Genomic DNA, 24,179 nt, shown 5'->3' with positions numbered 1-24,179 from the left:
GTCGTGAAGTGGACTTAGGGCCTGTGGAAGCGGGCCGAGAGCGGTGCCGACGCCGCCTAGTACAGCCGCCCCGCTTTGCTCCACACCCGTCGGCGACGCATGGCCAACTCGGCCGCCTTACCTGTGATCGTGATGGGCTGCCGCGCGAAGGCGTAGTTACCGCGATAGCAACTACCACCATTTGCTAGGTGACGCCGGATTTCCGCGGCTGCTTGCCGCAAGGTGGCTACGGCGGAGCCGTCGAAAAGCTGTGACCAGACGATCCGGATGACATTCAACCCGAGGTTCTTCAGGCGCTTTTCGCGCTCCAGCTCCTTTGCGATTGCCACCTGCGTGTCCGCGACTCCACCGTCGGTGTATTTCATACGGCCGTCGAACTCGACGACCAGCCCAAGTTCGGGCAGGTAAAAGTCCACGCGTGCGATGAAGCCACGATCATCCCGAAAGGAAACCTGCTGAAGCAACGGAGCCCGAGAATCGTCGACAGCAGCTAGCCCCGCCTGGACGATTGCTTCTTTAGTGAGCGATTCCCCAATGCTTTCCGACGACGCTGTCGCTTGCCCCAACAATCTCCTGGCCTGTGCATTTCCCGGAGCACGCGGATATGCAGCCAACGTGGCCAACAGCTCCTCGGTGTCGGTGTGGCGCTGGAGGGCGGCGTCGGCAAGCACTAGTGCATTGTGCGGAGTGCGGGAACGGCAGACGTCGATGACGGACTTTGGGACATCGGTGACGAGGCGGCCATCGATTTCTACGATGTCCTCGGGGAGAATCCGGCCGGAGACGCGGATGAGGCGTTTGTGCGGCTGGTACGGGCCATTCGGTGTGCTTCGCGATTGCCCGCGCGTGCGGCCGGAGTTGGCGATTGCGATGGGAGTGTTGTGCGTAAGTAGAGGTAAACCGTGGAGAGCAGCGGCGGCATCGCGGGTGACTACGGTGGTGGTGCCGCGATGGACGAGCGCTTTGATTTCCAGGATGTAACGTTCGGTGCTGTTTAGGGTGAGCCACCTGTCGACCGGCACGTACGCGCCGTGTGCGAGCCACAGGAGGCTGCCGCTTTTGGCTCGCTGGCGGAGATCTCGGTCGGAGTGCTGGCCGATTCGGGAAATTGCGAATGTGCTGGGGCGGGCGCATTCGCGCTGCTGGCCGGTACGGATGATGTCGTCGGCGTCGTAGATCCACTGCGGCATCGGATTGCGCTCCTGAGGTCCAGGCAACTGCTGGTTGGTGGGTGGTGATGTGAGTGTTTGTGGGTTTGTGAGTGTTTGCGAGTGCTTGCGAGTGCTACGTTCTCATTTTTGGGCTCACACGGAGACTCAGGAGGCATCGATTTGGCATCGACTGTGGATAGTTTGCAGTTTTCGGGAGTTATCCACAATGCGTGTGGTGTGTGTGGTGGGTGTGGTGTGCGGTGTGGGTGTGGTGGGTGCAAAGGCTCGCAGTGAGCTGTAGCGAGCAGCATACCCAGCCCGGAATGCGACTTCACGACACCCACGTCACCTCGTGGCAGCTGTGGAGGTGGCATGAGGTGACACGCGTGTCGTGAAGTGGGTTAGCCGATGGAGCGAGCCCCGCAGCCCCGCAGCCCCGCGGCCCAGCTAGGCCCCCTGTCCAACCGCCCCAGAACCCCACCTAGTCCAACGGCTCGTCGATCAAGTCGACCTCAGGCAGCAGCGGAGCCAAATCAGGCAGCTGGTCCAGCGAATCAATCCCCAAAAGCTCCAGGAACAGCGTCGTCGTAACGTACAAATGCGCACCGGTTGCCGGGTCCTCTCCGGACTCCGCAATCAGACCGCGCGCGACCAGCGTGCGCATCACCCCATCGACATTGACACCGCGTACACCGGAGACCTGCGCACGCGTGGCCGGCTGTCGGTAAGCCACCACTGCCAGCGTCTCCATAGCTGCACGTGAGAGCTTCGACTGCGAGCCATCCAGCAAGAATCGCTCCACCGCGCTGGCGTGCGCGGGAGCCGTGTAGAAGCGCCAGCCCTCATCCGTTTCACGCAGCTCAATGCCGCTGCGACGTGCACGGTATTCGTACTCGATCTCGCGAAGCACGTCACGGACATCACTTGCGGAAACATCCAGCGCCCGCGCCATATCCTCCGCCGCCACCGGCGTATCGACTACCAGCAGAATCGACTCCACGCCTGCTCGCAACGGGTCAATGGGCGGCAATTGCGCCGAAGAAGCAGACACGGGCTCCACGGCCTGCTCGGATGGTGCGGAACTGGTTTCGCTCATGCGCGTCAGATTACGCAACCTCCCGCGCCGGGCGCTAATTGGCCGGGCGCTAATCAGCTGTTAGCGCCAGCCCAACCAAGCCCACGCCCGACCAAGCCCACGCCCGACCAAGCCCACGCTCAACAGCCCACGCCCAACAGCCAGCCCAGCCACCTACTCCCAGTTCGCCGCCGCCACGACGGCCGGGTCCACGTCCAGCCCGGTCCAGGCCACGTGGATTTCCTCCAGCGCCTCCTCCTGCTCCACACCGATCGCCTTGGCTCGGTAGAGCTCCAGCAGCGCCAGGAACCGTCCGACAACTTCCATGGACACGCGGCACTCCGAGGTCAGCTGCGTAAACGTCAGCCAGGTCCCCTCGCCTGCCAGCCGCAGCGAGTCCAGAATCTTGCCCGCCTGCTCAGGCACGGACACGGGCACACCGTGGATGTGTCCGACGCCAACTTCCTCCGGCGGCTTCGGCCGCATCACGACGGCCGCAAACTCGGCAAACTCCCCGAGAGTCATGCCCAGGCGCACGGGCGGCAGCAGCTCCTCGAACTGCTTGTCCGGCCCCACAGCTCGCGGATAGCGCCGCGGCGCGGTCTTCTGCCACTCCTCGAATTGGTCGGCTACCTTGCCATACGCCTGGTACTGCAGCAGTCGGGCGAACAGCAGGTCGCGTGCTTCTAGCAGTTCGAGGTCTTCTTCGCTGTCGACGTCGCCACGCGGCAGAAGTCGTGCGGTCTTGAGGTCGAGCAGCGTCGCTGCCACGACGAGGAATTCGGTGATTTCGTCGAGGTCGCTGACTGCGTCGAGGCTGCGCGTGTACGAGATGAACTCGTCGGTGACCGCCGCCAGCGCGACCTCGGTGACGTCCATCTTTTTGCTGCTGATTAGCTGCAGCAGCAGGTCGAAAGGCCCGTTGAAGTTCGCGAGCGCGACGCGGAAGCCGGTGATCTCTTCCTGCACGCCCTCGCTTGACGACGGTTCGGGAGTGTAACTATCCGGGGAAGTCACCTATTATTTGCGGCCTTTGCGCTCGATGACCTCGCGGGCCAGGTTGCGGTACTGTGCCGCAGCTGGGGTGTTCGGTGCCCAGGTGATGATGGGCTCGCCGGCGACGGAGGTTTCCGGGAAGCGGACGGTACGGGTGATGACCGTGTCGAAGACCTTGTCACCGAAGACCTCGATGAGGCGTTCCATGACTTCTTTGGCGTGGCGGGTCCGGCGGTCAAACATGGTGACCAAAATGCCCGAGACTTCCAGGTTGAAGTTCAGGCGGTCGCGGACCTTGGCCACCGTGTCGGTGAGTAGTGCCAGACCGCGCAGGGAGAAGTACTCCGCCACCATTGGGATGATGACGCCCTCGGAGATGGTCAGCGCATTGACAGTCAACAGGCCTAGCGACGGCTGGCAGTCAATGATGATGAAGTCGTAGTCATTCATCACTGGGCGCAGCGCGCGTCCGAGGGCCTGCTCGCGGCCGACTTCGTTGACAAGCTGAATCTCCGCAGCCGACAGGTCGATGTTGGCCGGAACGAGGTCCAGGCCGGAGACCTTGGTGTGGTGGATGGCATCGCGAACGTCGGTGGTGTCATCGACGATGAGGTTGTAGACGGTCAGGTCGAGTTCCTCATGGGGAACACCAAGACCGGCGGATAGTGCGCCTTGCGGGTCCAAGTCAACGAGCAGGACTTTACGACCGAACTCCGCCAGCGCCGCACCCAGGTTAATGGTCGAGGTGGTCTTACCCACGCCACCCTTCTGGTTACACATTGCCAGGATGACTGCAGGGCCGTGACTGTTCAGGGGTGCGGGCTCCGGCAGCTCACGTGCCGGACGACCGGTGAGACCGAGTTCAACTCGATCGGCCTCAAACAACCCTTCTTCAGCCACAGTCAATCCCTCTTCCTTGAAGATTTCTCATCAATTCTACTGCGCGATATATTACCGCCACATATTACCGCGAGTATTCAGCCCGTGGGTGAGCCCCCGCCCAGACTCGTCGCATATTCTCCGCGGTAATCATGGTGTAAATCTGAGTCGTCGTCACCGAGGCGTGCCCAAGCAGCTCCTGGACCACGCGCACATCGGCACCGCCCTCAATGAGGTGTGTGCCGAAACTGTGGCGCAGGGTGTGCGGGGAGATTCTCACGCTCAGCCCGGCGCGCTCGCCTAGCTCCGTCAGTGTATTTCCCGCCGACTGCCGAGACAGCCTGCGCCCCAGCGAGTTAATAAACAGCGCCGGCCCGGAGTTCGCCCGTACCCAGCTCGGCCGCCCGCGTGTCAGCCACGCATCCAGCGCCGCCATAGCCGGCGATCCCACGGGCACGATGCGCTCCTTGCCGCCCTTGCCGCGCAGCAGCACGAGGTTGGTTTCGCGGTCCACGTCATCGATATCCAGGCCGGTGACCTCGGAAACGCGCGCTCCTGTCGAGTACAAAAACTCCACCAGTGCACGGTTGCGCAAATCCGTCACGTCAGCGGTCTCATCGTCGGGGATGGACTCGATAAGCCGGGTGACCTCATCAACGCTGAGCGCCTTCGGATACCGCGAGGGCTGCTTCGGCGGCGCCACCCGCTTGGCGACATCCACATCCAACGCGCCCTCACCCACCGCAAACTTGTGGAAGCTCCGCACGGCCGACAGCGACCGCGTCACCGAGGTCGGGGCCAGTGCCGGCCTGCCCGCCGACTTATCTCCCCGCGCGAGATACGCCAGGAACTCCGTCACATCCTGCTCGGTGACCTGCGCCAATTCCACCCGCCCAATCTCCCGCAGGTAGGTGCAGTACTTCTCCAAGTCGCGCTTATAACTGGCGAGCGTATTCGCCGACAGGCCCTTTTCCACCGCGAGGTAGGTCACGAAGGCGTCGACTAGCGAATCAATCGAACTCATCGGATGCGTTTCAGGTCCGCGCCGGCGCCGAGCTGCTCCGTCCGGCGGTTCGCCAGAGCCGTCGGTCGAATGTCGAACGGCTCCGCGACCGAGCGCGGCGTCGCATCCCGCAGCAGCACCTCCGCCGCCAGCAAAATGCCGGACAGCGCGATGCCGTTGAGGATCTCTCCGCGCAGCGCCATCGCCACCGCCTCCTCGACCGGAACCCACGACGCAGTCATGTCCGCTTCCTCATCGTGGGCTTCCGGCTTATCGACGGCACGGAGACCCCGGGCCAGATAAATCCGAACCGCTTCCTCTGCAAAGCCGGGCGAGCTGAACATGTCGGTAAGCAGGGACCAGGACTCGGCCTCCAGTCCGGCTTCCTCAACCAGCTCCCGCTTGGCGGCCTCCAGTGGGTCCTCGTCCGCGACATCGAGAAGCCCGGCCGGTAACTCCACCAGGCGCTTCCCTGCCGCCTGCCGCCACTGATTCAGCAGGTAGAGGCGGTTATCCTCATCTGCGGCAACGACTGCAACAGCGCCGAAATGCTCCACGATCTCGCGGGCGGATACTTTCCCACCCGGCATTCGCACCTGGTCGCGGCGGACCGCGATGATAGGTGCCTCGAGAACAATCTCGGAATCGACAACGTCAAATTGGTGCGCCATGAGCTTCACTCTAATAGGTAGGCCGGATTGGCCCTCGCGGAGTCAGGGCTAGTTGCGCTTGAGGGCTGCGGCGATGAGGCCGTCGAAAAGCGGATGGGCGTTGGTGGGGCGTGACTTCAGCTCCGGGTGCGCCTGGGTGGCCACGAGGTATGGGTGCACGTCCGTGGGGTATTCGACGAATTCGACGAGTTTGCCGTCCGGCGAGGTACCCGAGATGACCAGGCCTGCCTCTTCGAGCTGCGCGCGGTAGGCGTTGTTGACCTCGTAGCGGTGGCGGTGGCGCTCGGTGACATCGGTGGTGCCGTAGAGGCCGGCGACAACGGAGTCTTCGGCAAGCTTCGCCGGGTAGGAGCCCAGGCGCATGGATCCGCCCAGGTCAGCCTCTCCAGAGACGGCCTGGAGCTGTTCCTCCATCGTGGCGATGACCGGCTCGGCCGCGTTCTCGTCGAACTCGGTCGAGGACGCACCTTCAACGCCTGCGGTGCGCGCCGCCTCGATGACGACACACTGCATGCCCAGGCAGATTCCCAGCAGTGGCGTGCCGGTTTCCTTGGCGTAGCGGATGGTCGCGATCTTGCCTTCGATGCCGCGACCGCCGAAGCCGCCGGGGATGACGATCGCGTCCACGCCGGCCATATTCTTCTTCAGCCTCTCGAGGGTTTCGCAGTCATCGGAGGCGACCCAGCGGATGTTCGCCTTCACGCGGTGAGCAAAACCGGCGGCACGCACAGCTTCCGCGACGGACAGGTAGGCGTCCGGCAGATCAATGTACTTTCCGACGAGCGCCACCGTCACCTCGCCCTTCGGGTTGTGAACGCGCTCAAGCAGGTCTCCCCACACGACCCAATCCATGTCCCGGAACGGCAGGTTCAGGCGGCGGATGATGAAGGTGTCCAGGTGCTCGTCGTAGAGAACCTTCGGGATGTCGTAGATACTCGGCGCATCCGGGCAGGACACCACGCCCTCGCGGTCGATGTCGCACATCAACGCGATCTTGTTCTTGAGGGAGTCGGGGACGTCGCGGTCGCATCGCAAAACGACGGCATCGGGAACCAGGCCAATCGAGCGAAGTTCAGCCACCGAGTGCTGAGTGGGCTTGGTCTTCAGTTCCTTGGAGGGGCCGAGGTATGGAACCAGCGACACGTGTAGGTAGAAGACGTTTTCGCGGCCGACGTCGTGACGCACTTGTCGTGCGGCTTCCAGGAAGGGCTGCGATTCGATATCGCCGACGGTGCCGCCGATTTCGGTGATGACCACGTCGGGCTTTTCGCCGTTCGCGTCGGCATTGCCCATAGCGACGATGCGGGATTTGATCTCGTCGGTGATGTGCGGGATGACCTGGACGGTCTGGCCGAGGAATTCGCCGCGGCGCTCCTTGGCGATGACCGAGGAGTAGACCTTGCCGGTGGTGACGTTGCCGCCGGCGGAGAGGTTGCGGTCGAGGAAGCGCTCGTAATGCCCCAGGTCGAGGTCGGTCTCTGCGCCGTCTTCGGTGACGAAGACCTCGCCGTGCTGGAAGGGGTTCATGGTGCCCGGATCCACGTTGAGGTAGGGATCGAGCTTTTGCATAGTCACTTTCAGACCACGCGAGGTGAGCAGGCGGCCGAGCGAAGCCGCAGTTAAGCCTTTGCCGAGGGAGGAGGCAACGCCTCCTGTAACGATGATGTATTTCGTAACCACGGGACTTCAGAATATCGCCTACGCGGGTATGAACGCAAGCGACTTTTCACAATGGCGGATGTTTATTTCATATTTGGGTAACTTTCTCGGGTTTTCCACAAAGCTTGACGACGTCCATAGCTGCAGCCACGGTTGCAGTGCGTGAAGCCAATCAAGACTTCAGCTGCGGTTGCGGTGCGTTGCCGGAATCGGGGCTACCCCCCCGGCCCGAACCATGCCTGCGGTGCATCAATGCAGAAACGCGACGATGCCGTTACCCTCGGGGCCATGACTGATTTAGCGAATAAGACCATTGCAGTATTGGCCACCAACGGATTTGAGGACTCCGAGCTGACGAGCCCGGCTGAGGCCGTGAAGGACGCCGGTGCGACCGTGCACATTATCTCCACCGAAGAAGGCTCCATTGAGGGCAAGAATGGCACGAAGGTGGAAGTCGATAAGCTGACCAGCAGCGTTTCTGCCGATGATTACGATGCTCTGATCCTGCCGGGCGGCACCATTAACGCTGACCAGATTCGCATCGATAAGGATGCCGTGGCCCTAGTGAAGGGATTCGCCGCAGCTAACAAGCCAATCGGCGTGATTTGCCACGGCGGTTGGATTCTCACCGACGCGGATGCGCTGAAGGGCCGCACGATTACCTCCTACATCAGCGTCAAGACCGACCTGGTGAACGCTGGCGCCAACTGGGTCGATGAGGAAGTTGTCGTTGACGGCAACCTGATTTCCTCCCGCACCCCGGCTGACCTTGAGGCTTTCAACAAGGCGCTCGTAGAGAACTTCTAACCCACTCGCCTGCCCCAAGACTCATCAAAGGAAGGCTGTTGCCATGACTTCGTATTGGGATAATCCAAAGTCACTGTGGAATCAGATCCCACAAAATGATGCGGAAGATACTTCCGCTCAGCAGCCCTCCGCGGCTGAGCAACCTCCCGCACCTGAACAGCTTCCGCCACAGCAAGGGCACTACCAGGGATTGCTCTCGCACAACACTATCGTTATCCAGCAGATTCGAAACTTCATGGCGGATGATTTCGACATCCTGGATACCGAGGGCAATTGCGTCGGCAAGATTGAAACTACTGGCGGCACGCTGAGCCGCATGTTTATGGGCTCTCGTCGTCTGACAGTGTCCGAACCAGACGGCACTCCGGTGTTTGTTATTACCGATCCGACCGATTTCGCCCTTGACAGCTACGAGGTCTACTACCCCGACCCGCAGGCGACATCCTCTGAAGGCAAGCAGCAGGTTGGAGCAGACTCATCGCGCCTATTGGCAACTATTCAGCAGAAGTTTGCGTTCTTTAAGCGGCGACTGGAGATTTCCATCCCCGGTTTTGCCAATTGCGAGGTCGACGGCGACGTCTGGCATTACGACGCCACTTTTATGATCAACGACGTCAGAGTCGCCCAGATGTCACGAAAGTGGTCGGGGTTTACAAATTTCCTATCCGGCAATGAGCGTTACATGCTCCAGCTCAAAGATGATTTGCCGCCACAATTGCGCGTGGCGATCATTGGTGCCGCCATTGCCCTGGATTTGATGGCGAAAAAGGCGCAATCCGACTAGCTGATTTCACTGTCGGCTCGCGCCTTTTATCAAGAGCTACTGCTCGCGACTATCGCTACCGCGATTCCGCAGCCTGAGCAATACGTCCGTCGATTTCCGTGATGCCATCAGAAACGGCATTGACATGTTCTGGGCGAACACCGGCATTGTCATTGATGCCGCCTTCCACAACGGCGGTTACCGGTACACATGGAACCTCAACATTGCGCCCCAGCGCGTTAGCTACCAGCCCAATTGCCCGTGGCGAGAAAGTCAGTCCGATGTGACCCGACAGGTCCGCAGAGCACCCATCCTGCAGCAGAATGTTGTTGGACGTTGGTGCCTGCCACTGGCTTGCAGCCATTGGAGTGACGGCTTCATCAACCTGGGTAGAAATTGCAACATAGTTGACACGTGGCTGCTCCAGACCGCCTTCATTCATCTTGGCCATGAACTCGCTATGCTGCAGCAGATCCACCAGGCTCGGGCTGACAATATACCCCGAAGCCTTATTGCCAGCATTGTCGAACTGGTCGAGCTGCTCCAAACCATAGGAGATACCGAGCAGCGATGTGCCGTGCAGGACGCCCGCCAGGGACACTACCGTGCCTACACCCCGGCCCTGCTCCTGCTTGGCGTAAGCGGCAGCCAAGGTACCACCAGCAGAGTGACCAACAATATCGACGGAGGTAGCACCAGTTTCAGCCTTGAGGGTGTCAATCTTTGCAGTCAGCTCAGCCAAGGCGGTGTCCAGCGGGGTCATGTTGCGCATGGTTGGAATAGATCCCAGCACCGAAAACTCATCAGGGCCTAGCTTGCCGACGTTAAATGCGTACAGACACTTCCCCATTGCCTTTAGCTCCGGTGCCATGCGGGCATAGGTCTGGTAGGCGTTCGAGTTCATGCCGTGGATCATGACCACCGGATTCTCACCAGGAGCAGGAACACACTGCACATTCGTGCCCTCTGGGCTGATGTTTTCCGTCATCCCCTGGTTGACCATGACAGTGGGGAAATCATTTGCCTTTGGACCCCACTCACCCATTTCAGTCCAGGACAGGACCTGATCATTATCAGTTGCCGAAGCCGGTGCGGCAGCCGCGATGGGAGCCGCCACCAGAGCGACACCAGCTGCAGCCAACAGTGCCGTGGCTGACCGTGCCAGCTTTGCAAATGCTCGTTGAGTGCCCATGATTACTCCTTGCCTAGAGCAGTGAATAGTAAAACGGTTCCAATAAGAACTACGGCATGGGCAAGAGCAAAAAACAGGCTATGAATCGCAATCGTACCCTGAAAAGCGGCCAACTAAAGCCCCTCAAAGGGGTTAATAAAATGTAATCTAAATATAACTATAACGCGATTCACCTACAGCTCCGTAGGTTATTAGAGTGATTTCGGTTACAGTCCGAAACGCGAGTGACTTCCGCTCCATCCCGTGCATACAGCGCCGACAGCAACTGCAAAATAGCTCGAGACCTGCAGGGCCAGGAACTTGCTCAAGTACCGATTCAGGACCCAGCTGAGGGAAAGCAAGGAAAATGCGATTCCAGCACCTGAATACTCCGGCACTAACGGATCATGAATGCCCGCATGCTCAAACATTATGAACAGCAATGAGTTCGCGGCCACAATGACCACTAGCACCGACATACTGGCGTGTAAATGCAGGCTGCGACGCAGCCAAGTCCTGGGAAACTGCTGGCTTCCCAAGGACGAAAACGAGAACAGTCGTTCTAATAGACCTAATTCCCAATCCGGCCTTCTTACTACCGTTCAGTGCATGACCACGTTTGATTCGCCAATTATTAGGGCGTTTTTCGCAGAAGATGTCATCGAGTCGGCACAGAAGCTTTCAGCGCAATCCCCGTTGGTCGAGGTTGCAGCTGGTGTCTACCGCATCACCGTCGATGATTTTGAGGTCCAGGTTGATGGGTTCACTTTTCCTGGCTGCACTTCATGTCAGTGCGATGACTTCCGTACAAGGAAGTCGTGTGCACACGTCTGCTTCGGCGTCGCAACAATGCTGGCAGAACGCCCCAGTCTCGAAGAAGACCTGTGGCCCGAACCTGGTGTGGCAATAAACCCAGACCTATTGGAACCGGATTGCTACTACGAGCTCAAAATGCTCCCCATGACATACTCCCCTTCGTGCCAGGGAGGTCGCACATTGGCGGAGTCAATATTGGATAAGGCGAGCCAATGCCACGGAGTCGTTGACGATGCCCGAATCACCGATGAGGTAAAACGCCTGTTCCAGGATTACTTCGAACTGCCAGGATCATGGGATCCCGATATTCGCAGGAAGGAAATTGAGGCGTTGATAGCCGAACTTCACGACCTCGGTGTTGACGACAAGGAGATTCGAACTCTCGTGTCAGAACACCCCGGGTATTCAGACGTAATTCCTCGTCGCTGGTGGCCACGGAGTTGGTGGATAACTCGGTTCTTTCCATCTAATTGGCGCCCACAAACATGGAGGCCACGCAGGTGGCAGATCCGGGATAGATGACGCTGGCCCGTACAACAAACAAAACACCTTTTCGCCTGCACTTACATTAAGGTATTTCACATGCACAAACGACATATTTTCGCCCTTGCACTTACAATTCCTGCACTATGCCTTTCGGCTTGCTCCAACGGAGAACCAGAAAAAGCACCGGAGCCGACTACAGTTACCAAAGCTGTCACCAGCCCAGAAAGCAGTACGGAATCGACGACGCAATCCACCACCAAGACCCCTGCCCCGTCGACTACCACAACCCGAACGACGGAAAGTTCCAAACCCACTGGTTACACCGGCGCGCCCAATGGCGAGCCAACAGCTATAAACAAGACGATTTCGCATTGCGCCAAATCTTCGCAGGGCCTCTATGAGCAAGGCACCACCTGGTTTACAGACGGTACTACCGGCTGGACACAGTATTGCGCCAACAATTTCTATGACGGCCCATCTACAAACACTGCCCCAGAGCCACAAAACAACGAGCCGTCCCCATGGGTTCAAGGACAAATTGACTGGTCTAATTGCTTAAACTCTGGATATTCAGAAAAAGAATGCCGCGCGATGTTGAATTAGATGACGCGATATTAACGGGCCTACACCTCGCTAGATGGCGCAAACATCACCGCTCTTAATGTTTCGCTTAACGACGGTGCGTTTGGCCCACATTTCTCATCTTGAGCTACCCATAAAAAATTCCACAGGAAAAAGAAACATGTCCAACGAAACATCCCCGCCACCTTTTAATTTGCCACGACTGCTCAGAGCCGACCAGTTTGCTGAGGTGGTTCATCAACTAATCTCCCCACCGAAAGATGGGCATCTGGAGTACGACCAGATAAGTCAGGGCGAAATAATCTCTAAGGCTGTTGAGCACATTGAATCCGCCCTCAATCATGCCGTCGACTCTAGAGAACGTAACGAAGACCCCGCACCATGGCCTAATTTTGAAGAAATTCTTCATGTCACGAACAAGGCAGTGGAAGACGCACTCGAAATTGCCAAATTAGCGGACGACTGGGACGGCTGCGAGATAGGTGGTGCCTGCGCAGACCTAATTCTGGATATCCACCCGAGAGTTGTCGCAGCTGCAAAGGTGCCGCCCACAGAACTAGCTCAGTGGTTTATAAATTATGACGGTCTAGCAGAGGCCTGGGATTATAAGCTCGATCCGGTGGCATATGCTCCCACACTCGGCCCCATTGGCATGAAAATTATCCTGGACTGGGTGGAACAGCTTCGAGAATCGCTGGCTGATCCGACGAACCGTTCAAATTGGTACCTAAAACAATTAGTCGACCACATGGATGAACGGTTGGCGGTGCTTTCGGAAACTGCTGATGAGTCCGCTAACCCTTCCGCGTCAGAAAACCACAACCACACTCACAATCTCGAGCACTTTTGATACCAAACCGGATTGACTTAGTGCACAATCCTCCTACAAAATAGAACTTGTGAAGTGGGCCGGAGCCGTTCGGTTATCAAACTATAATGATTAGCCTGACCCTGATTGGTCGGGCGTTTTCGGACGGTATTTACACGCCCGCTTCACACCCCATTCTTTTTAGATGCAATTGCGGAAACGGGGAGACGACATCGTGGACTCTCTGCAAAACTTTAGTTTCTCAAACACTCCCCAACAGGTAAAAGCTAGCGAAAAGCAAGTGCAAAACTCTGCCGGGGGCTTTACCTTCGAGCTCGATGACAAAGCTCGACTGCGTCGTTTCCTCATTCTTGGTGTCGAAGGTGGCACTTTTTACGCAAATGCAAGACACCTTGCGTTCGACAATGTTCAAATCCTCCAGCGTATGGCGGTCAACGACCCAGTAACCTTGGTCGACACGATTGTCGATGTATCCGTCAGCGGCGCGGCCCCAAAGCAGCAGCCTGCGCTCTTTGCACTAGCCTTTGCTGCATCGGTTCCCCAGTCTTCCCAGGCAGCGCTAGCTGCATTGCCACGTGTCGCACGAACAGGCTCGGCTCTGCTGCAGTTCGTCTCCTATGTAGAGAAGTTCCGAGGCTGGGGTCGTGGCCTGCGCCGCGCAGTTGGAAGTTGGTATTCCACGAAGCGCGCTGATGATCTCGCCTACCAAGTGGTCAAATACCGCAATCGTGGTGGCTGGTCGCACCGTGATCTTCTACGCTTAGCTCACCCTTCGACAAGCGACGAGAGCCTCCGCGCAACGTTTGATTGGATTGTGCGTGGCTCCAGTTCTACCTCCTTTAGCGATTCCACTGGTGACACTTCATCCGAGAACATCCCCACAATAATCGAGGGTTTTGCTAAGGCAAGCCACGCGACAACTTCCAGCGAGTGGGCTGCCCTTGTGCGTGGTTATGGACTCAGCTGGGAAATGCTGCCGGATGCAGCCCTAAACGAGCCCGACGTATGGGCCGCCTTGCTTGATACAGATGTTCCGCAAACAGCACTGATTCGCCAGCTCCCGAGGCTTACTCGATTAGGGCTACTTCCTGGTTTAGGCGGACGGACAAGCGATGTCGTTTCGCAAATTACGGATGCGGAGCGCTTACGCAAAGCTCGCATTCACCCTGTGTCTGTTTTGTCTGCTCAACGCACCTACGCCAAGGGACGGTCCTTCCAAGGAACGACGGAATGGGAGCCAACGGCCCGCATATCTGATGCGCTGGATGAAGCGTTCTATTTATCCTTCGGCGCAGTTAAACCTGCCAATAAGCGAACCCTACTTAGCCTAGATGTCTCGGCATCTATGCATTGGCCACTGGGCGGTACACCACTAACGGCTCGCGATGCGTCTGCAGCGCTTTCCCTTGTGACACTTGCCACCGAATCCGAGTCAATGGTTTTAGGCTTTACCACAAACAGCCTCACTAAGGGGTTCCTGCGAGATGTCGTCACCCCTCTCGACATTTCCCCATGTCAAAGGCTTGACGATGTCCTAGATTATATTGATGGGCTTCCCTTCGGCGGAACAGACTGCTCATTGCCAATGCTTTATGCACTGGAGAATTCTCTGGAAGTAGACACCTTCGTTATCTATACCGACAACGAGACTTGGGCCGGCAAGATGCACCCACACCAGGCACTGCAGCGTTACCGCAAGGAATCTGGAATCGACGCCAAGTTGGTTGTTGCTGGTATGACTGCCACTAAATTCAGCATCGCTAATCCTGACGATGCCGGCATGCTCGATGTTGTCGGTTTCGACGCCGCGGTGCCAAATCTTATTTCTGAATTCTCTCGCGGGTTTTAGTGCCAGGATTTTAGCGCCCACGCGAGCGTTCGCTGCGTTTCTCTGTGCGAGTAAGTGATGGAGGTCGAGAAATTTCTTGTTTCGCTCACCCCAATATGCGGATGATTTTCCTGGTAACGCGTTCCCTAAAAACTTACCTGTCGGGGCAGGTCACCAAATACCCCTCCGTCAAAGATTGATTACAAATCCCCGTAGTATTCGCGGAGCTTCGCTGCCATCAAAGAGCGGCGCTTCTGCAGGAAGTCGTGGTAGTTCTCAACAGTTGTGTCAACCAGCGACTCCGGAATGGCGTTGATTTCTAAGTTCCGGTCAAGGTCCTCGCGGGACGTAATCTCGCCAAGTGTCGGCTCACCGGACTCAATTTGGGAGAACACCTCGCCCAAATATTCAGAGGGCATGCGGTTGCCGATTCGAATATTTACTGCAGTCTCTGCAAACGCGTAGTTGGCCACCTGGTTGTAATCGCGCTTGTCGTTGACGCCGTTTTTGCGAAGATAGTCTTTCGGAACCAGGTGATGAATGTCGCCTTGGACTTCAATCATCGAGCTCACTAGCGCGTGCTTACTTAAGAACGCCGTTGCCTGTGCCTTCACCTGCGAAGCCATGAAGGTTCGGAATTGCGGGTTATTCACGCTCGAAGAATCGAAACGCTGCGGGAGTGTTACTGCCCAGAAGCTTTCTCCCAGCTCGCCTTCTTCAAGCTCCTTCAACGCTGCGGCTGCCCCGACTTGGTCGATTGCACGCAGGTCTCGCTCGAAAGTCGACTCGAAACTGCCTGACGCTCTGCCCGTCAACTGCGTCATGACAAACCATCGCCTAACGACGCTACTAACCTCCGGATCCGGTCGGTTGTCCGCACGCATGATTAGGAACAAAGCATATGCAAAGTTGACCGCGTTGCTGGAGGTAATCATATTTTTCTTGATAAAGCCTGTCGACCGCAGAATTACCAAGAACTTCTTGAACTCATACTTGTTAACGACGCGGAGTAGCGCTTGTTCGAACTTGTTGTACGCCTCCGGAATTCGCTCAGGGTAAAACTTTCTGATAACACATTCCCTCAGCTGATTGCACTACGCCTGGGAGTTCTTCCGCGCCGAGCTTGCTCGCACCTACAAGGACAATCCCCCAACCCCACTGCCAGGCGTCGAAGACATGCTAGGCACTCTCCACAACAAGGGCATCAAAGTCGGCTTGACGACGGGCTTTGCGCGCGAAATCGTCGATATCATTGTCTCCGCTATGGGGTGAGACAGCGGAATCATCGACACCGTTGTCGCCGGTGACGAAGTCGAGCACGGCCGCCCCGAGCCCGACCAGATTCTGGCTGCCATGGAGAAGCTCGATGTGACCGACAAGTCCGCCATCATTAGCTCTGGTGACACCGAAGCTGATGTTCGTTCCGCCCAGGCCGCTGGCGTCACCAGCGTCGGTGTGCTCACCGGCCACCTGACTCGCGAACAGTTCGAGTCCCTCGGTGCTGATCACGTTCTGGATTCCTCCGCGAACCTACTGGACATCGTCGGAAAGTAGGCCCTGGACTTTAAACCTGACCAAGTAAGTACACAACGCTGATGACAACTCCGAGTCCCCGAACGCCTTCCGCTTCTACTGCATCGGTGGAAATGGCCCAAGCGCTCGTCGGGCACGGCGGTAGCGACTTTCGCATGCAAGAAGTTCCTATCCCTGCTTTTGCAAGAAGGCGAAACCTTAGTAGAAATCACCACTGCTACGATTTGTGGCTCTGACCGTCACACCGTGCTCGGTCGCCGCAGCGCACCTTGCCCTAGCGTTCTCGGCCACGAGGGAGTCGGAGTCGTCCGCACCACCCGCAATCCAGATTTGCAGGTTGGCCAGCGTGTGGTGTTCTCTGTCACCGCTCCGTGTATGGAATGCGACCGGTGTAGAAAAGGCATGACCGCCAAGTGCCGGAAGTTTAAAAAGACTGGTCACGAGGCTTTCGATAGCGACTGGCCTCTTTCGGGTACCTATGCTTCCCACATTGTGCTGCGCAACCATCAACCAGTGGTAGTAGTCCCCGACTTGCTTCCCGATGTCGCGACCTCCATCGCCACCTGCGCCGGCGCCACTGTGATGGCTTGTATGGAGCAGGCTGGGGCTCTTACAGGTAAGAGGGTTCTGGTGATGGGCATTGGCATGCTCGGGCTCATCGCGGTCGAGGCAGCTGTTCGTGGTGGCGCCTCCGAGGTCGTGGCCGTTGACCGCAATCAGACACGCCTTGAATGGGCACGACAGTTGGGTGCGGTTGTGCCCGCCCCGTCAGCTGCTGGCGCCGATTTCGAACTAGGGTCTTTCGACATCACCCTTGAATTCTCCGGCAGCGAATTCGGCGGCGCTACCTGCATCAATAGCCTCGACATCGGCGGTCGCGCGGTGCTGGCCGGAAGCGTCGCCGCTTCCCCGACTTATGCCCTCGATCCGGAGTGGCTCGTCCGTGGCTGGCGCGCCATCGCCGGTGTCCATAACTACGAGCCACGGCACCTGGAGCAGACTGTGGAGTTCATAGCAGATTCCCAGATTGATTGGGACACCGTTGTGTCGGAGCCAATTGCACTGGAGGACGTGCCAGTAGAGGTACGGGCTACGCCAGGAATATTCTTGAGGGCAACTCTGCACCAAAAATAGTTGAGCAATAGGACTATCCCCCTATCAAACCGACAATCTCTATTTAGTTGTTCTCAACCGCAAACGATTTGTCTCCGAGTCCGATCACAGGAAGCGCCCCTAGCACTAACGCTCCGGTTTGAAACGGCCTGTACGCCCCAACCCACACCAATCTTTTTCACACATACGTTCCATTATAATTTGTTGACCAGGCTCTTTTATGGATTTGCGGCAATCGTGTGCGGCATCAACTACCACTTAGTCCGGCTTCCCGATTACCCTATGTCTCAGTGCCAATTGGGCACGCTCGACGCGAAGGAAGCTTTAGAATGATGAATAAGCCAACGATAGTCTCGACTTTTTCAGGCTGTGGTGGAATGGATCAGGGCCTGAAAGAAGTAGGGTACGAAACTGTTTGGGCAAACGACTTCTCCAAAGAGGCGGTTGACACTTACCGACACAACCTGGGGGACCACATTGTCCTGGGCGACATTACTGAAATTGACCCATTCAACGATCCCAGTATTCCCAATGCCGACCTGGTCACGGGCGGATTCCCCTGCCAAGATTTTTCCATGATCTGGAAAAGACCTGGCCTGGATGGAAAGCGTGGCACTTTATACCAAAACTTCCGTGACTTCGTAGCTTCAAAACAACCAAAAGCCTTTATCGCGGAAAATGTGAAGGGGCTGTTAACTGCGAATAAGAAAAAGGCCATTCAGGTTATTGTCGAGGACCTTGAAGCAGTAGAACCAGGCTACATTGTCAAACCACGGCTATATAACTTTGCCGAATACGGTGTCCCACAGTTCCGCGAACGAGTCCTAATCGTCGGCATTAGGCGTGATACCGGCTTCGATTTCAAGCACCCCGCTCCCACGCACGGACCAAGAGGAGATTTACCATATGTGACCGCAGGTGAAGCACTCGAAGGCGTTGAGCACGTCCCCTTTAACAACAACCATATGCGACAAATGCCTCGTACCCGTGAAATCTTGAAGAGAATTCCAGAAGGAGGAAACTTCGCCGACATTCCTAAAGACGACCCGTATTACGTCAAGGGAATGATTAGCCACGTTTACCGCCGCCTTCACCGTGACGAGCCCTCGAAGACACTTATTGCTGGAGGTGGCGGTGGCACATGGGGCTACCATTTTACCGAGCCACGCGCACTTACCAACCGTGAGCGCGCACGCATCCAGTCCTTTCCTGATGACTTTGAGTTTCTAGGATCTAACACCGAAGTACGACGCCAGATTGGCAATGCAGTACCCCCACAAGGAATGCATGCTATCGGCAAACGACTCATGCCACTCTTCACGGGAGACTATGAGCCGGTAGACTTGGAAGAACAGTTTGACCAGCTGCAAGCTATGACAATCCAGGAGCGTCTGCTATTGGCAGACGAGGAAGCGAACTAATAAATAGATGTCCTCCATCGATGTCAATCTCGTAAATAACTCGGTTAACGCCAAGGCAGATTACCCATTAAGTGATGTGTTTCTGCAACAAATATCTAAGGCTCACGCGATTGATATCGCTGTAGGATATATCAGTGAAACGTCACTCAAATACCTTCAAGAGCAAATTGAGGCTCATTCAGAAGTCGAACTTCGGCTTGTATGCGGTATGCACGCGAGCGAGGGCATGACAAAGTCCCAGGTGACGCATGCAAAGGCTCTGCATAATCTACTACAAGAGCAGGGTCGTGGTGGCGTATACCTAACCCCAAAGGCTTCGTACCATGGAAAACTTTACCGATTCGAACACGAAGGTTTCGATTCTGCCTATATCGGAAGTTCAAACTTATCGGGCATTGTTCCGAAATATTCAGAAACATTCGAGTTGGGAGTATATATCCAGGAATCTCCTCTAGAGATTAACAGCTATTGGAATAATGTCATCGAGCCTTTAATGCGGCCCATGCATGAGGTCGATGTACCAATTATCACCAACGAGCGCTCTCCCATGTGGGATGTAGATGAAGCCAAGGCAGTCTCTACATCATATGTAGCGAATGTGATGGCTTCACCAGTCAAATACACTTTCGAGATTCCCCTCAAGGTCAATCCGAAGAGCAGCTTAAATGCGCACATGGGTGGCGATGGAAAGAGGAAGAATAAAACCACTGGACTAAACCGAAGCTGGTTTGAGGGGGAATTGATTGTAGACAAAGGTATTCGCACCGAAGGCTACCCCAAGACCGGCACTTCCTTTACTGTGGTGACCGATGATGGCTGGGAATTTGAATGCCGAATCTCCGGCGCAGATGGCAAAAACCTCCGAAGCAAGGGTAAACTCTCAACCTTTGGTACTTGGATGAAATCTCGCCTAATCGAAGCCGGAGCCATTGAATTCGGCGAACTAGCAAATGAAAGCACTCTTGAACGCTTTGGGCGCAAAACAATGACAATGCGCTATCACTCCGAAATTGACGTTTGGTCTTTTGACCTTTCAAATATCCAACAATAAGGAATGGGATTCTCAAAAATGAAAACTCAAAAAAGTCAATTCGAACTATACCAATCTACGCTAAAGCCCCAAAGCCTACAAGATGCAGTTGAAGTTACTCGACAGAACTTTGTCGATACTGTTCTCGAAGATTACGATAACCTTAGCGACTTACAGGTATTGCTTTATGGCGACGTCCAAAGCGGTAAGACCTCTCATATGCTAGGCATCATCGCAGAAGCCTTAGACCAACAGTTTGAAACAGTTATCGTTTTGACGTCGCCAAATACTCGACTAGTAGACCAAACCTATAATCGAGTCTTTCAATCTCTCACAGGAGTGCAAGTTTGCAAGGCTGATTTAACTAACGAGTTTCTTCTTAACCAACACCGGACAGTACCCATGCCATCAATTATCGTCATGGGTAAAATCCCATCCGTGCTCGATAACTGGATAGAGGTATTCCGTCAGACGAAGTCTCTCCAAGGAAAGCCAGTCCTCATTATTGACGATGAGGGAGATGCGACAAGTCAAAATACCAAGGTTAACAACGACGATGTATCGAGGATTAACAAGCAGCTCACCGATCTGCGCAATCTTGCTACCGGATGCATCTTTATGCAGGTCACAGGTACACCACAAGCCATCCTACTACAAGGAGAGGACTCTGGCTGGGCCGCCAAGAAGTCACTCTATTTCATGCCTGGTGAAAACTATGTCGGCGGATCGGTATTCTTCGATGAATACCCTAACCCGTTTACTAGGATTTTTAGCGAATCAGCCAAATCTGAAGAGCTTTATTTGCGAACTGCCGTCCAAACTCACCTAGTCACCTGTAGCATGTTTGCGCTTTCAGGGAAACATACTTGCAATATGATTTCCCACCCAAGTCATAAAACTCCTGAGCATGACAAGTACCAACTCGCAATGAAGAAGATTGTCGAGGAAACACTCTCGAATATAAACGAGGAAAAGATTCGGCAGGAGTTGGAAAAATGCTATTCCCAGTTGCAGGAAACGTATCCAGACGCTCCTGCATTCGATGAAGTTCTAAAGATTTTACCAACACTAGAATCATCGTTCAGTTATCCAATTATTAACGCTCGAAATGAAACCGCTGTGGGAGATTGGGAACATGGATACAATTTCATTACTGGCGGAAATTCACTAGGCCGTGGACTGACTTTTGATTGGTTGCAAACAGTTTTTTATGTCAGGGACACTAAAAAACCTCACGCAGACACCCTTTGGCAGCATGCTCGTATGTTTGGATATAAACGCCACCTTCCCTCAATGCGCTTATTTATGCCAGCTCAAATCGCAAAAAATTTCAAAGAAACCCATGAGGGTAATGAAATGATAAAGCAGCAGTTGGCACAGGGGCTTGATATTAACGAGCTTCGTGTCGTGCTTGGCGATAAGGTTGCACCTACCAGAGCCAATGTCCTAGATAATAGGATCGTTGGAAATATGGTCGGTGGCGTTAATTACTTTGCAGCGGACCCGGTCATACCAAATTTTGAAGAGCTTGATGAAAAGCTTTTGGGGATGGAAAAACGATTGGGGAATGACTGCGAAATTTCCACGAAGGCTGCAAGCCTACTCACACGATATTTCGAAACTCTCGACGGCGACCTAGATCTTGCGACCTTCAGGGTTGCGTTAGAGGAGTTTTCTGAGCGAAACCCACACTATAACGTCCGTGTAGTACTCCGCCTAAACCGTAAGGTCCACTTCGGAACTGGTGCACTCCTATCCCCCAATGATCAGAAGCTTGCCAGGGAAGAGAAGACTCGTCCGTTGTTGATTCTGTACCGAATTGAAGGCGTAGCAGAGACTGCAGATCCAGAAGTCGGCTCCTGGTCTCGCGACCCTATTTGGGTACCTAACATTAAGATGCCTGAAGGTCGCCAGTACTGGCTGGCAAGTAAAAAAGCAACCTCTTCATATAAATAAATGCAGTAATACGGATACTGTCGGTGGCGAACGCGGAGACTCTCGCAGATATAGTCTCAAACGTTTCGGCATACCCCCAGATACTCAGCCCTGACCTTACTGCTTTGGTCTTTGTTAGCACGTTGCGGTCATCCCCGATATTTGGGCAATCGCTATTCGGGCGTGCCCTTATAATCTTACGGTTTCGATAATCCCAATGGCGCCCCCCATGTACCAACGTATTTGATGCTGGTGCACGGGGATAGAGGCCGGCATCAACAGACGTTAAACAGCCGTGAGCGATTCTGTACATTAAGCCCGCGCGTTAGGCGAAGATGAGTCACAATTCTCCGGCAAGCCACTGGCCGAACTAGAATCCGCCCGTTAGTCGGTTTGATGGCACTGTATTTCGTTCGGCGGGTTGGCTTCACTACTTCTCCTGGTCGATAATTAGATATGCATTTACCGCCTGAACCTACCCTCCAAAGAATTAGAGCGCCATTTGGGTAATACCCCATGGCTTTCTGGCCATCAGTCATTTAATTAATTAAAAGCCAAGCCGGCCACAACAATTCTATGGAACGATAAATTCGCCTTCCCAAAAAAGTGAATAATCATCCGAACTTAGGTATTGACCAAACAGGTCTACCTACAAATTCCGCTTCCAAATATCTGTAGCCTTTGAAATTAGATCCTCAGTTCTCAAATTTGAATCTTCATTGGTCCAGACCTTATTCCTTAGTGCCTGCAGAAGTACGGAATCCCCATCGAAAGTATACTTTGCAATAGTTGAGGACTTAGATTCAAAATCTTGGTGATTTAGGCTGCTATTCACGTTCGACGGCAAGAATGCCAAATTACCGAGCTTGTAGACCCATACATTTTTGTTCGACTTCGACGAATGTCCATGCTGAGGTTCAATATGCTCGACTGAAGCCGCCTCCGAAAAATCGTAACCTGCTTGATTTGCTTTATATATTGTGGTGAGAAGATACACAATCTTATCTTTATCCTTAACAAGATCATCTGCATACCGTAGCTTTCTTAAGCCAGTCTTAAAAGCTCCGTCAGGAGGGCTTGCTTTGTGAGCATCTACGATAAAATCTTGGATTACTTTATGTGATTCTCCTCTATTTGAAGCAGAACTCAAAAGACACGAATACTTGCGATAAAGGGCACGATTCTTTGATGTCGAACTTACCTGTGCAATACTCCACCTGACTTGCAAATCGCGCATACTCTTAAGCAAATCGGAAAACATCTTATTACTAATGTCTCTTTTTAGATACCGTTCAACGGCCGCCAGCAAAAGAGGCAGAGGCTGCTTGGCCTGCATCGTCAAAATACCCCAGATATAGGCAGATGGATTTTCGAACTTATCTTCCCGATATTCCTGTTTGGGATAGTGCGTTTGAATAAGCGTCTTCCATGGATAGGAGGCTCCCTTGGATGCCGCAACTATTGATAGACATTCAACTATTTTGGCGTAACGTGCCATATCGCCTATCAAATCTTGCGAAGCAGCGCCGTAATCGGTGCAAGCTTTTATATACGAGTCAACGCTTCGTCGGATGCGCTTTTCCGTAATCACATCAATGTCTGGGTCTTTATCCTTGCCTTGAGAATTCCAAAAGTAGTATAGGAATTCCGGCCCTTTAATCGGCGCCGCCCCTGCTTTATCCGCCTCTGCAAGACTTTCCCAGATACTTTCCCATACCGATAATTCACTTTTTTCCTGCGATTTAGGTATGTGTGAAAAAAGTAAGTTTTTAACCAAGTCAGTCGACGTCAGGCTAAGCCCTCGATCATTTAATGTCTCAAAAATATTAAATGCGTTGTAGCGATCTTCAACAGTAACATATACAAATGTCGACGAAAGAACCTTGTCCCTAATTTTGTTTAGAATCGCCCTTTTATCATCATCTTCGCTACCACTTTCTTGCAGAGCATTATCAATATATTTTAATATCTTTCGAAATGCTGCGACCTCTAAACCTGGTTCAGCGATACTCGACTTCATCGAGTCTGATACGGGATCATAAATATATGATACAAGGGATTTTTGCGTCTGCTCATTATATAACCTATATTGTGGCTCGCCTTGTAGATCGACATATGAAATATAGTTGCTCAGCCCATTGAATTCTTTCATAAAATTCAGTTCTTTATATTTTTTAGCAAGAGCATTCAATGTTAGGAAAATCGTAGTCAGCCGTTGTTGTCCATCCACTACTTCATGCTGCTTATTGTCAAGCGCAATTATGACAATCGATCCAAGGAAATGTTGATCGGCTGATAAAATCACATCTTTCCAATAGTCATCAATATTTTGATCCCCCCATGCATAGGGGCGTTGATACCACGGAATGCAGTGTTGACCGTTTTCAAAGATAGAATCTACCGTACGATCATTTGCATCAATCTTCACTTG

Annotated in this window: 21 protein-coding genes; 11 read left to right on the top strand and 10 right to left on the bottom strand. The window is 54.5% G+C overall.

What is annotated here, in order from left to right; translation table 11 throughout:
- Positions 1-56 precede the first annotated feature (56 nt).
- The 7 genes from HMPREF2547_RS00180 to HMPREF2547_RS00150 form a co-directional block, all read right to left on the bottom strand.
- Complete coding sequence (locus tag HMPREF2547_RS00180) at positions 57-1,217, bottom strand: PDDEXK family nuclease (protein WP_141744318.1); 1,161 nt, start codon at positions 1,215-1,217, stop codon at positions 57-59.
- A 415-nt stretch (positions 1,218-1,632) separates the two neighbouring features.
- Positions 1,633-2,247, bottom strand: a complete 615-nt coding sequence (gene scpB / locus HMPREF2547_RS00175) for an SMC-Scp complex subunit ScpB (protein ID WP_049189939.1) — start codon at positions 2,245-2,247, stop codon at positions 1,633-1,635.
- A 153-nt stretch (positions 2,248-2,400) separates the two neighbouring features.
- Positions 2,401-3,243 carry a segregation and condensation protein A gene (locus HMPREF2547_RS00170; RefSeq protein WP_172954612.1) on the bottom strand — a complete coding sequence of 281 codons (843 nt, stop codon included), beginning with the start codon at positions 3,241-3,243 and terminating at the stop codon, positions 2,401-2,403.
- 3 nt (positions 3,244-3,246) lie between these two features.
- The gene (locus HMPREF2547_RS00165) at positions 3,247-4,122 is read right to left on the bottom strand and encodes a ParA family protein (RefSeq protein ID WP_070604369.1); all 876 of its coding nucleotides are present in this window, start codon (positions 4,120-4,122) and stop codon (positions 3,247-3,249) included.
- Positions 4,123-4,186: 64 nt separating this feature from the next.
- Positions 4,187-5,125 carry a site-specific tyrosine recombinase XerD gene (locus HMPREF2547_RS00160; RefSeq protein ID WP_070604367.1) on the bottom strand — a complete coding sequence of 313 codons (939 nt, stop codon included), beginning with the start codon at positions 5,123-5,125 and terminating at the stop codon, positions 4,187-4,189.
- Positions 5,122-5,775 (bottom strand): NUDIX domain-containing protein, encoded by a 654-nt coding sequence (locus tag HMPREF2547_RS00155; protein ID WP_070604365.1) that lies wholly within the window; start codon positions 5,773-5,775, stop codon positions 5,122-5,124. The genes HMPREF2547_RS00160 and HMPREF2547_RS00155 overlap by 4 nt, the downstream gene beginning before the upstream one ends.
- Before the next feature lie 48 nt (positions 5,776-5,823).
- Complete coding sequence (locus HMPREF2547_RS00150; RefSeq protein ID WP_070604363.1) at positions 5,824-7,455, bottom strand: CTP synthase; 1,632 nt, start codon at positions 7,453-7,455, stop codon at positions 5,824-5,826.
- Between the two features lie 267 nt (positions 7,456-7,722).
- On the opposite strand from HMPREF2547_RS00150, the gene HMPREF2547_RS00145 reads away from it, so the two are divergent.
- Positions 7,723-8,241 carry a type 1 glutamine amidotransferase domain-containing protein gene (locus HMPREF2547_RS00145; RefSeq protein ID WP_070604382.1) on the top strand — a complete coding sequence of 173 codons (519 nt, stop codon included), beginning with the start codon at positions 7,723-7,725 and terminating at the stop codon, positions 8,239-8,241.
- 43 nt (positions 8,242-8,284) lie between these two features.
- Positions 8,285-9,025 (top strand): LURP-one-related/scramblase family protein, encoded by a 741-nt coding sequence (locus tag HMPREF2547_RS00140; RefSeq protein WP_070604360.1) that lies wholly within the window; start codon positions 8,285-8,287, stop codon positions 9,023-9,025.
- A gap of 55 nt (positions 9,026-9,080) precedes the next feature.
- Here HMPREF2547_RS00140 and HMPREF2547_RS00135 read toward each other — a convergent pair whose 3' ends face one another.
- Positions 9,081-10,196, bottom strand: coding sequence for an esterase/lipase family protein (locus HMPREF2547_RS00135; protein ID WP_070604358.1), 1,116 nt, complete (start codon positions 10,194-10,196; stop codon positions 9,081-9,083).
- Positions 10,197-10,784: 588 nt separating this feature from the next.
- Between HMPREF2547_RS00135 and HMPREF2547_RS00130 the strand changes: the two genes are divergently transcribed.
- From HMPREF2547_RS00130 to HMPREF2547_RS00120, 3 genes are all read left to right on the top strand, one after another.
- The gene (locus tag HMPREF2547_RS00130; protein WP_141744317.1) at positions 10,785-11,513 is read left to right on the top strand and encodes a hypothetical protein; all 729 of its coding nucleotides are present in this window, start codon (positions 10,785-10,787) and stop codon (positions 11,511-11,513) included.
- Positions 11,514-12,114: 601 nt separating this feature from the next.
- Positions 12,115-12,909 (top strand): hypothetical protein, encoded by a 795-nt coding sequence (locus HMPREF2547_RS00125; RefSeq protein ID WP_141744316.1) that lies wholly within the window; start codon positions 12,115-12,117, stop codon positions 12,907-12,909.
- Between the two features lie 193 nt (positions 12,910-13,102).
- A complete protein-coding gene (locus HMPREF2547_RS00120; RefSeq protein WP_070604352.1) occupies positions 13,103-14,737 on the top strand; it encodes a TROVE domain-containing protein in 1,635 nt (544 codons plus the stop codon).
- 179 nt (positions 14,738-14,916) lie between these two features.
- Here HMPREF2547_RS00120 and HMPREF2547_RS00115 read toward each other — a convergent pair whose 3' ends face one another.
- Positions 14,917-15,540: a hypothetical protein gene (locus HMPREF2547_RS00115; RefSeq protein ID WP_141744315.1), complete on the bottom strand. Its 624-nt coding sequence runs from the start codon at positions 15,538-15,540 to the stop codon at positions 14,917-14,919.
- Between the two features lie 265 nt (positions 15,541-15,805).
- On the opposite strand from HMPREF2547_RS00115, the gene HMPREF2547_RS10930 reads away from it, so the two are divergent.
- From HMPREF2547_RS10930 to HMPREF2547_RS00085, 6 genes are all read left to right on the top strand, one after another.
- On the top strand, positions 15,806-15,988 hold the full coding sequence (locus HMPREF2547_RS10930) for an HAD family hydrolase (protein WP_070604349.1): 183 nt from the start codon (positions 15,806-15,808) through the stop codon (positions 15,986-15,988).
- A 9-nt stretch (positions 15,989-15,997) separates the two neighbouring features.
- On the top strand, positions 15,998-16,270 hold the full coding sequence (locus HMPREF2547_RS10925) for an HAD family hydrolase (protein WP_353797132.1): 273 nt from the start codon (positions 15,998-16,000) through the stop codon (positions 16,268-16,270).
- A gap of 159 nt (positions 16,271-16,429) precedes the next feature.
- Positions 16,430-17,383, top strand: coding sequence for an alcohol dehydrogenase catalytic domain-containing protein (locus HMPREF2547_RS00100; protein WP_246819578.1), 954 nt, complete (start codon positions 16,430-16,432; stop codon positions 17,381-17,383).
- Between the two features lie 308 nt (positions 17,384-17,691).
- Positions 17,692-18,783 (top strand): DNA cytosine methyltransferase, encoded by a 1,092-nt coding sequence (locus HMPREF2547_RS00095; RefSeq protein WP_070604344.1) that lies wholly within the window; start codon positions 17,692-17,694, stop codon positions 18,781-18,783.
- Positions 18,784-18,790: 7 nt separating this feature from the next.
- Positions 18,791-19,834, top strand: coding sequence for a restriction endonuclease PLD domain-containing protein (locus HMPREF2547_RS00090; protein WP_070604342.1), 1,044 nt, complete (start codon positions 18,791-18,793; stop codon positions 19,832-19,834).
- Positions 19,835-19,852: 18 nt separating this feature from the next.
- Positions 19,853-21,769, top strand: coding sequence for a Z1 domain-containing protein (locus HMPREF2547_RS00085; protein WP_070604340.1), 1,917 nt, complete (start codon positions 19,853-19,855; stop codon positions 21,767-21,769).
- 628 nt (positions 21,770-22,397) lie between these two features.
- On the opposite strand, the gene HMPREF2547_RS00080 is transcribed toward HMPREF2547_RS00085, so the two are convergent.
- The gene (locus HMPREF2547_RS00080) at positions 22,398-24,176 is read right to left on the bottom strand and encodes a GmrSD restriction endonuclease domain-containing protein (protein ID WP_070604338.1); all 1,779 of its coding nucleotides are present in this window, start codon (positions 24,174-24,176) and stop codon (positions 22,398-22,400) included.
- Positions 24,177-24,179: the final 3 nt, after the last annotated feature.

The organism is Corynebacterium sp. HMSC055G02, from assembly GCF_001809065.1.
Lineage (GTDB): Bacteria > Actinomycetota > Actinomycetes > Mycobacteriales > Mycobacteriaceae > Corynebacterium > Corynebacterium jeikeium_D.
Note: the sequence above shows the minus strand (reverse complement) of the source record. Positions and strands in the feature narration are given on the sequence as shown.

What these genes read in the sequence shown, in the direction of transcription:
- HMPREF2547_RS00115 (WP_141744315.1), bottom strand. Translation starts at nt 15,540, where the DNA reads ATGACGCAGTTGACGGGCAGAGCGTCAGGCAGTTTCGAGTCGACTTTC.
- HMPREF2547_RS00140 (WP_070604360.1), top strand. Translation starts at nt 8,285, where the DNA reads ATGACTTCGTATTGGGATAATCCAAAGTCACTGTGGAATCAGATCCCA.
- HMPREF2547_RS00155 (WP_070604365.1), bottom strand. Translation starts at nt 5,775, where the DNA reads ATGGCGCACCAATTTGACGTTGTCGATTCCGAGATTGTTCTCGAGGCA.
- HMPREF2547_RS00095 (WP_070604344.1), top strand. Translation starts at nt 17,692, where the DNA reads ATGATGAATAAGCCAACGATAGTCTCGACTTTTTCAGGCTGTGGTGGA.
- HMPREF2547_RS00090 (WP_070604342.1), top strand. Translation starts at nt 18,791, where the DNA reads ATGTCCTCCATCGATGTCAATCTCGTAAATAACTCGGTTAACGCCAAG.
- HMPREF2547_RS00085 (WP_070604340.1), top strand. Translation starts at nt 19,853, where the DNA reads ATGAAAACTCAAAAAAGTCAATTCGAACTATACCAATCTACGCTAAAG.
- scpB (WP_049189939.1), bottom strand. Translation starts at nt 2,247, where the DNA reads ATGAGCGAAACCAGTTCCGCACCATCCGAGCAGGCCGTGGAGCCCGTG.
- HMPREF2547_RS00130 (WP_141744317.1), top strand. Translation starts at nt 10,785, where the DNA reads ATGACCACGTTTGATTCGCCAATTATTAGGGCGTTTTTCGCAGAAGAT.
- HMPREF2547_RS00160 (WP_070604367.1), bottom strand. Translation starts at nt 5,125, where the DNA reads ATGAGTTCGATTGATTCGCTAGTCGACGCCTTCGTGACCTACCTCGCG.
- HMPREF2547_RS00135 (WP_070604358.1), bottom strand. Translation starts at nt 10,196, where the DNA reads ATGGGCACTCAACGAGCATTTGCAAAGCTGGCACGGTCAGCCACGGCA.
- HMPREF2547_RS00125 (WP_141744316.1), top strand. Translation starts at nt 12,115, where the DNA reads ATGGCGCAAACATCACCGCTCTTAATGTTTCGCTTAACGACGGTGCGT.
- HMPREF2547_RS00145 (WP_070604382.1), top strand. Translation starts at nt 7,723, where the DNA reads ATGACTGATTTAGCGAATAAGACCATTGCAGTATTGGCCACCAACGGA.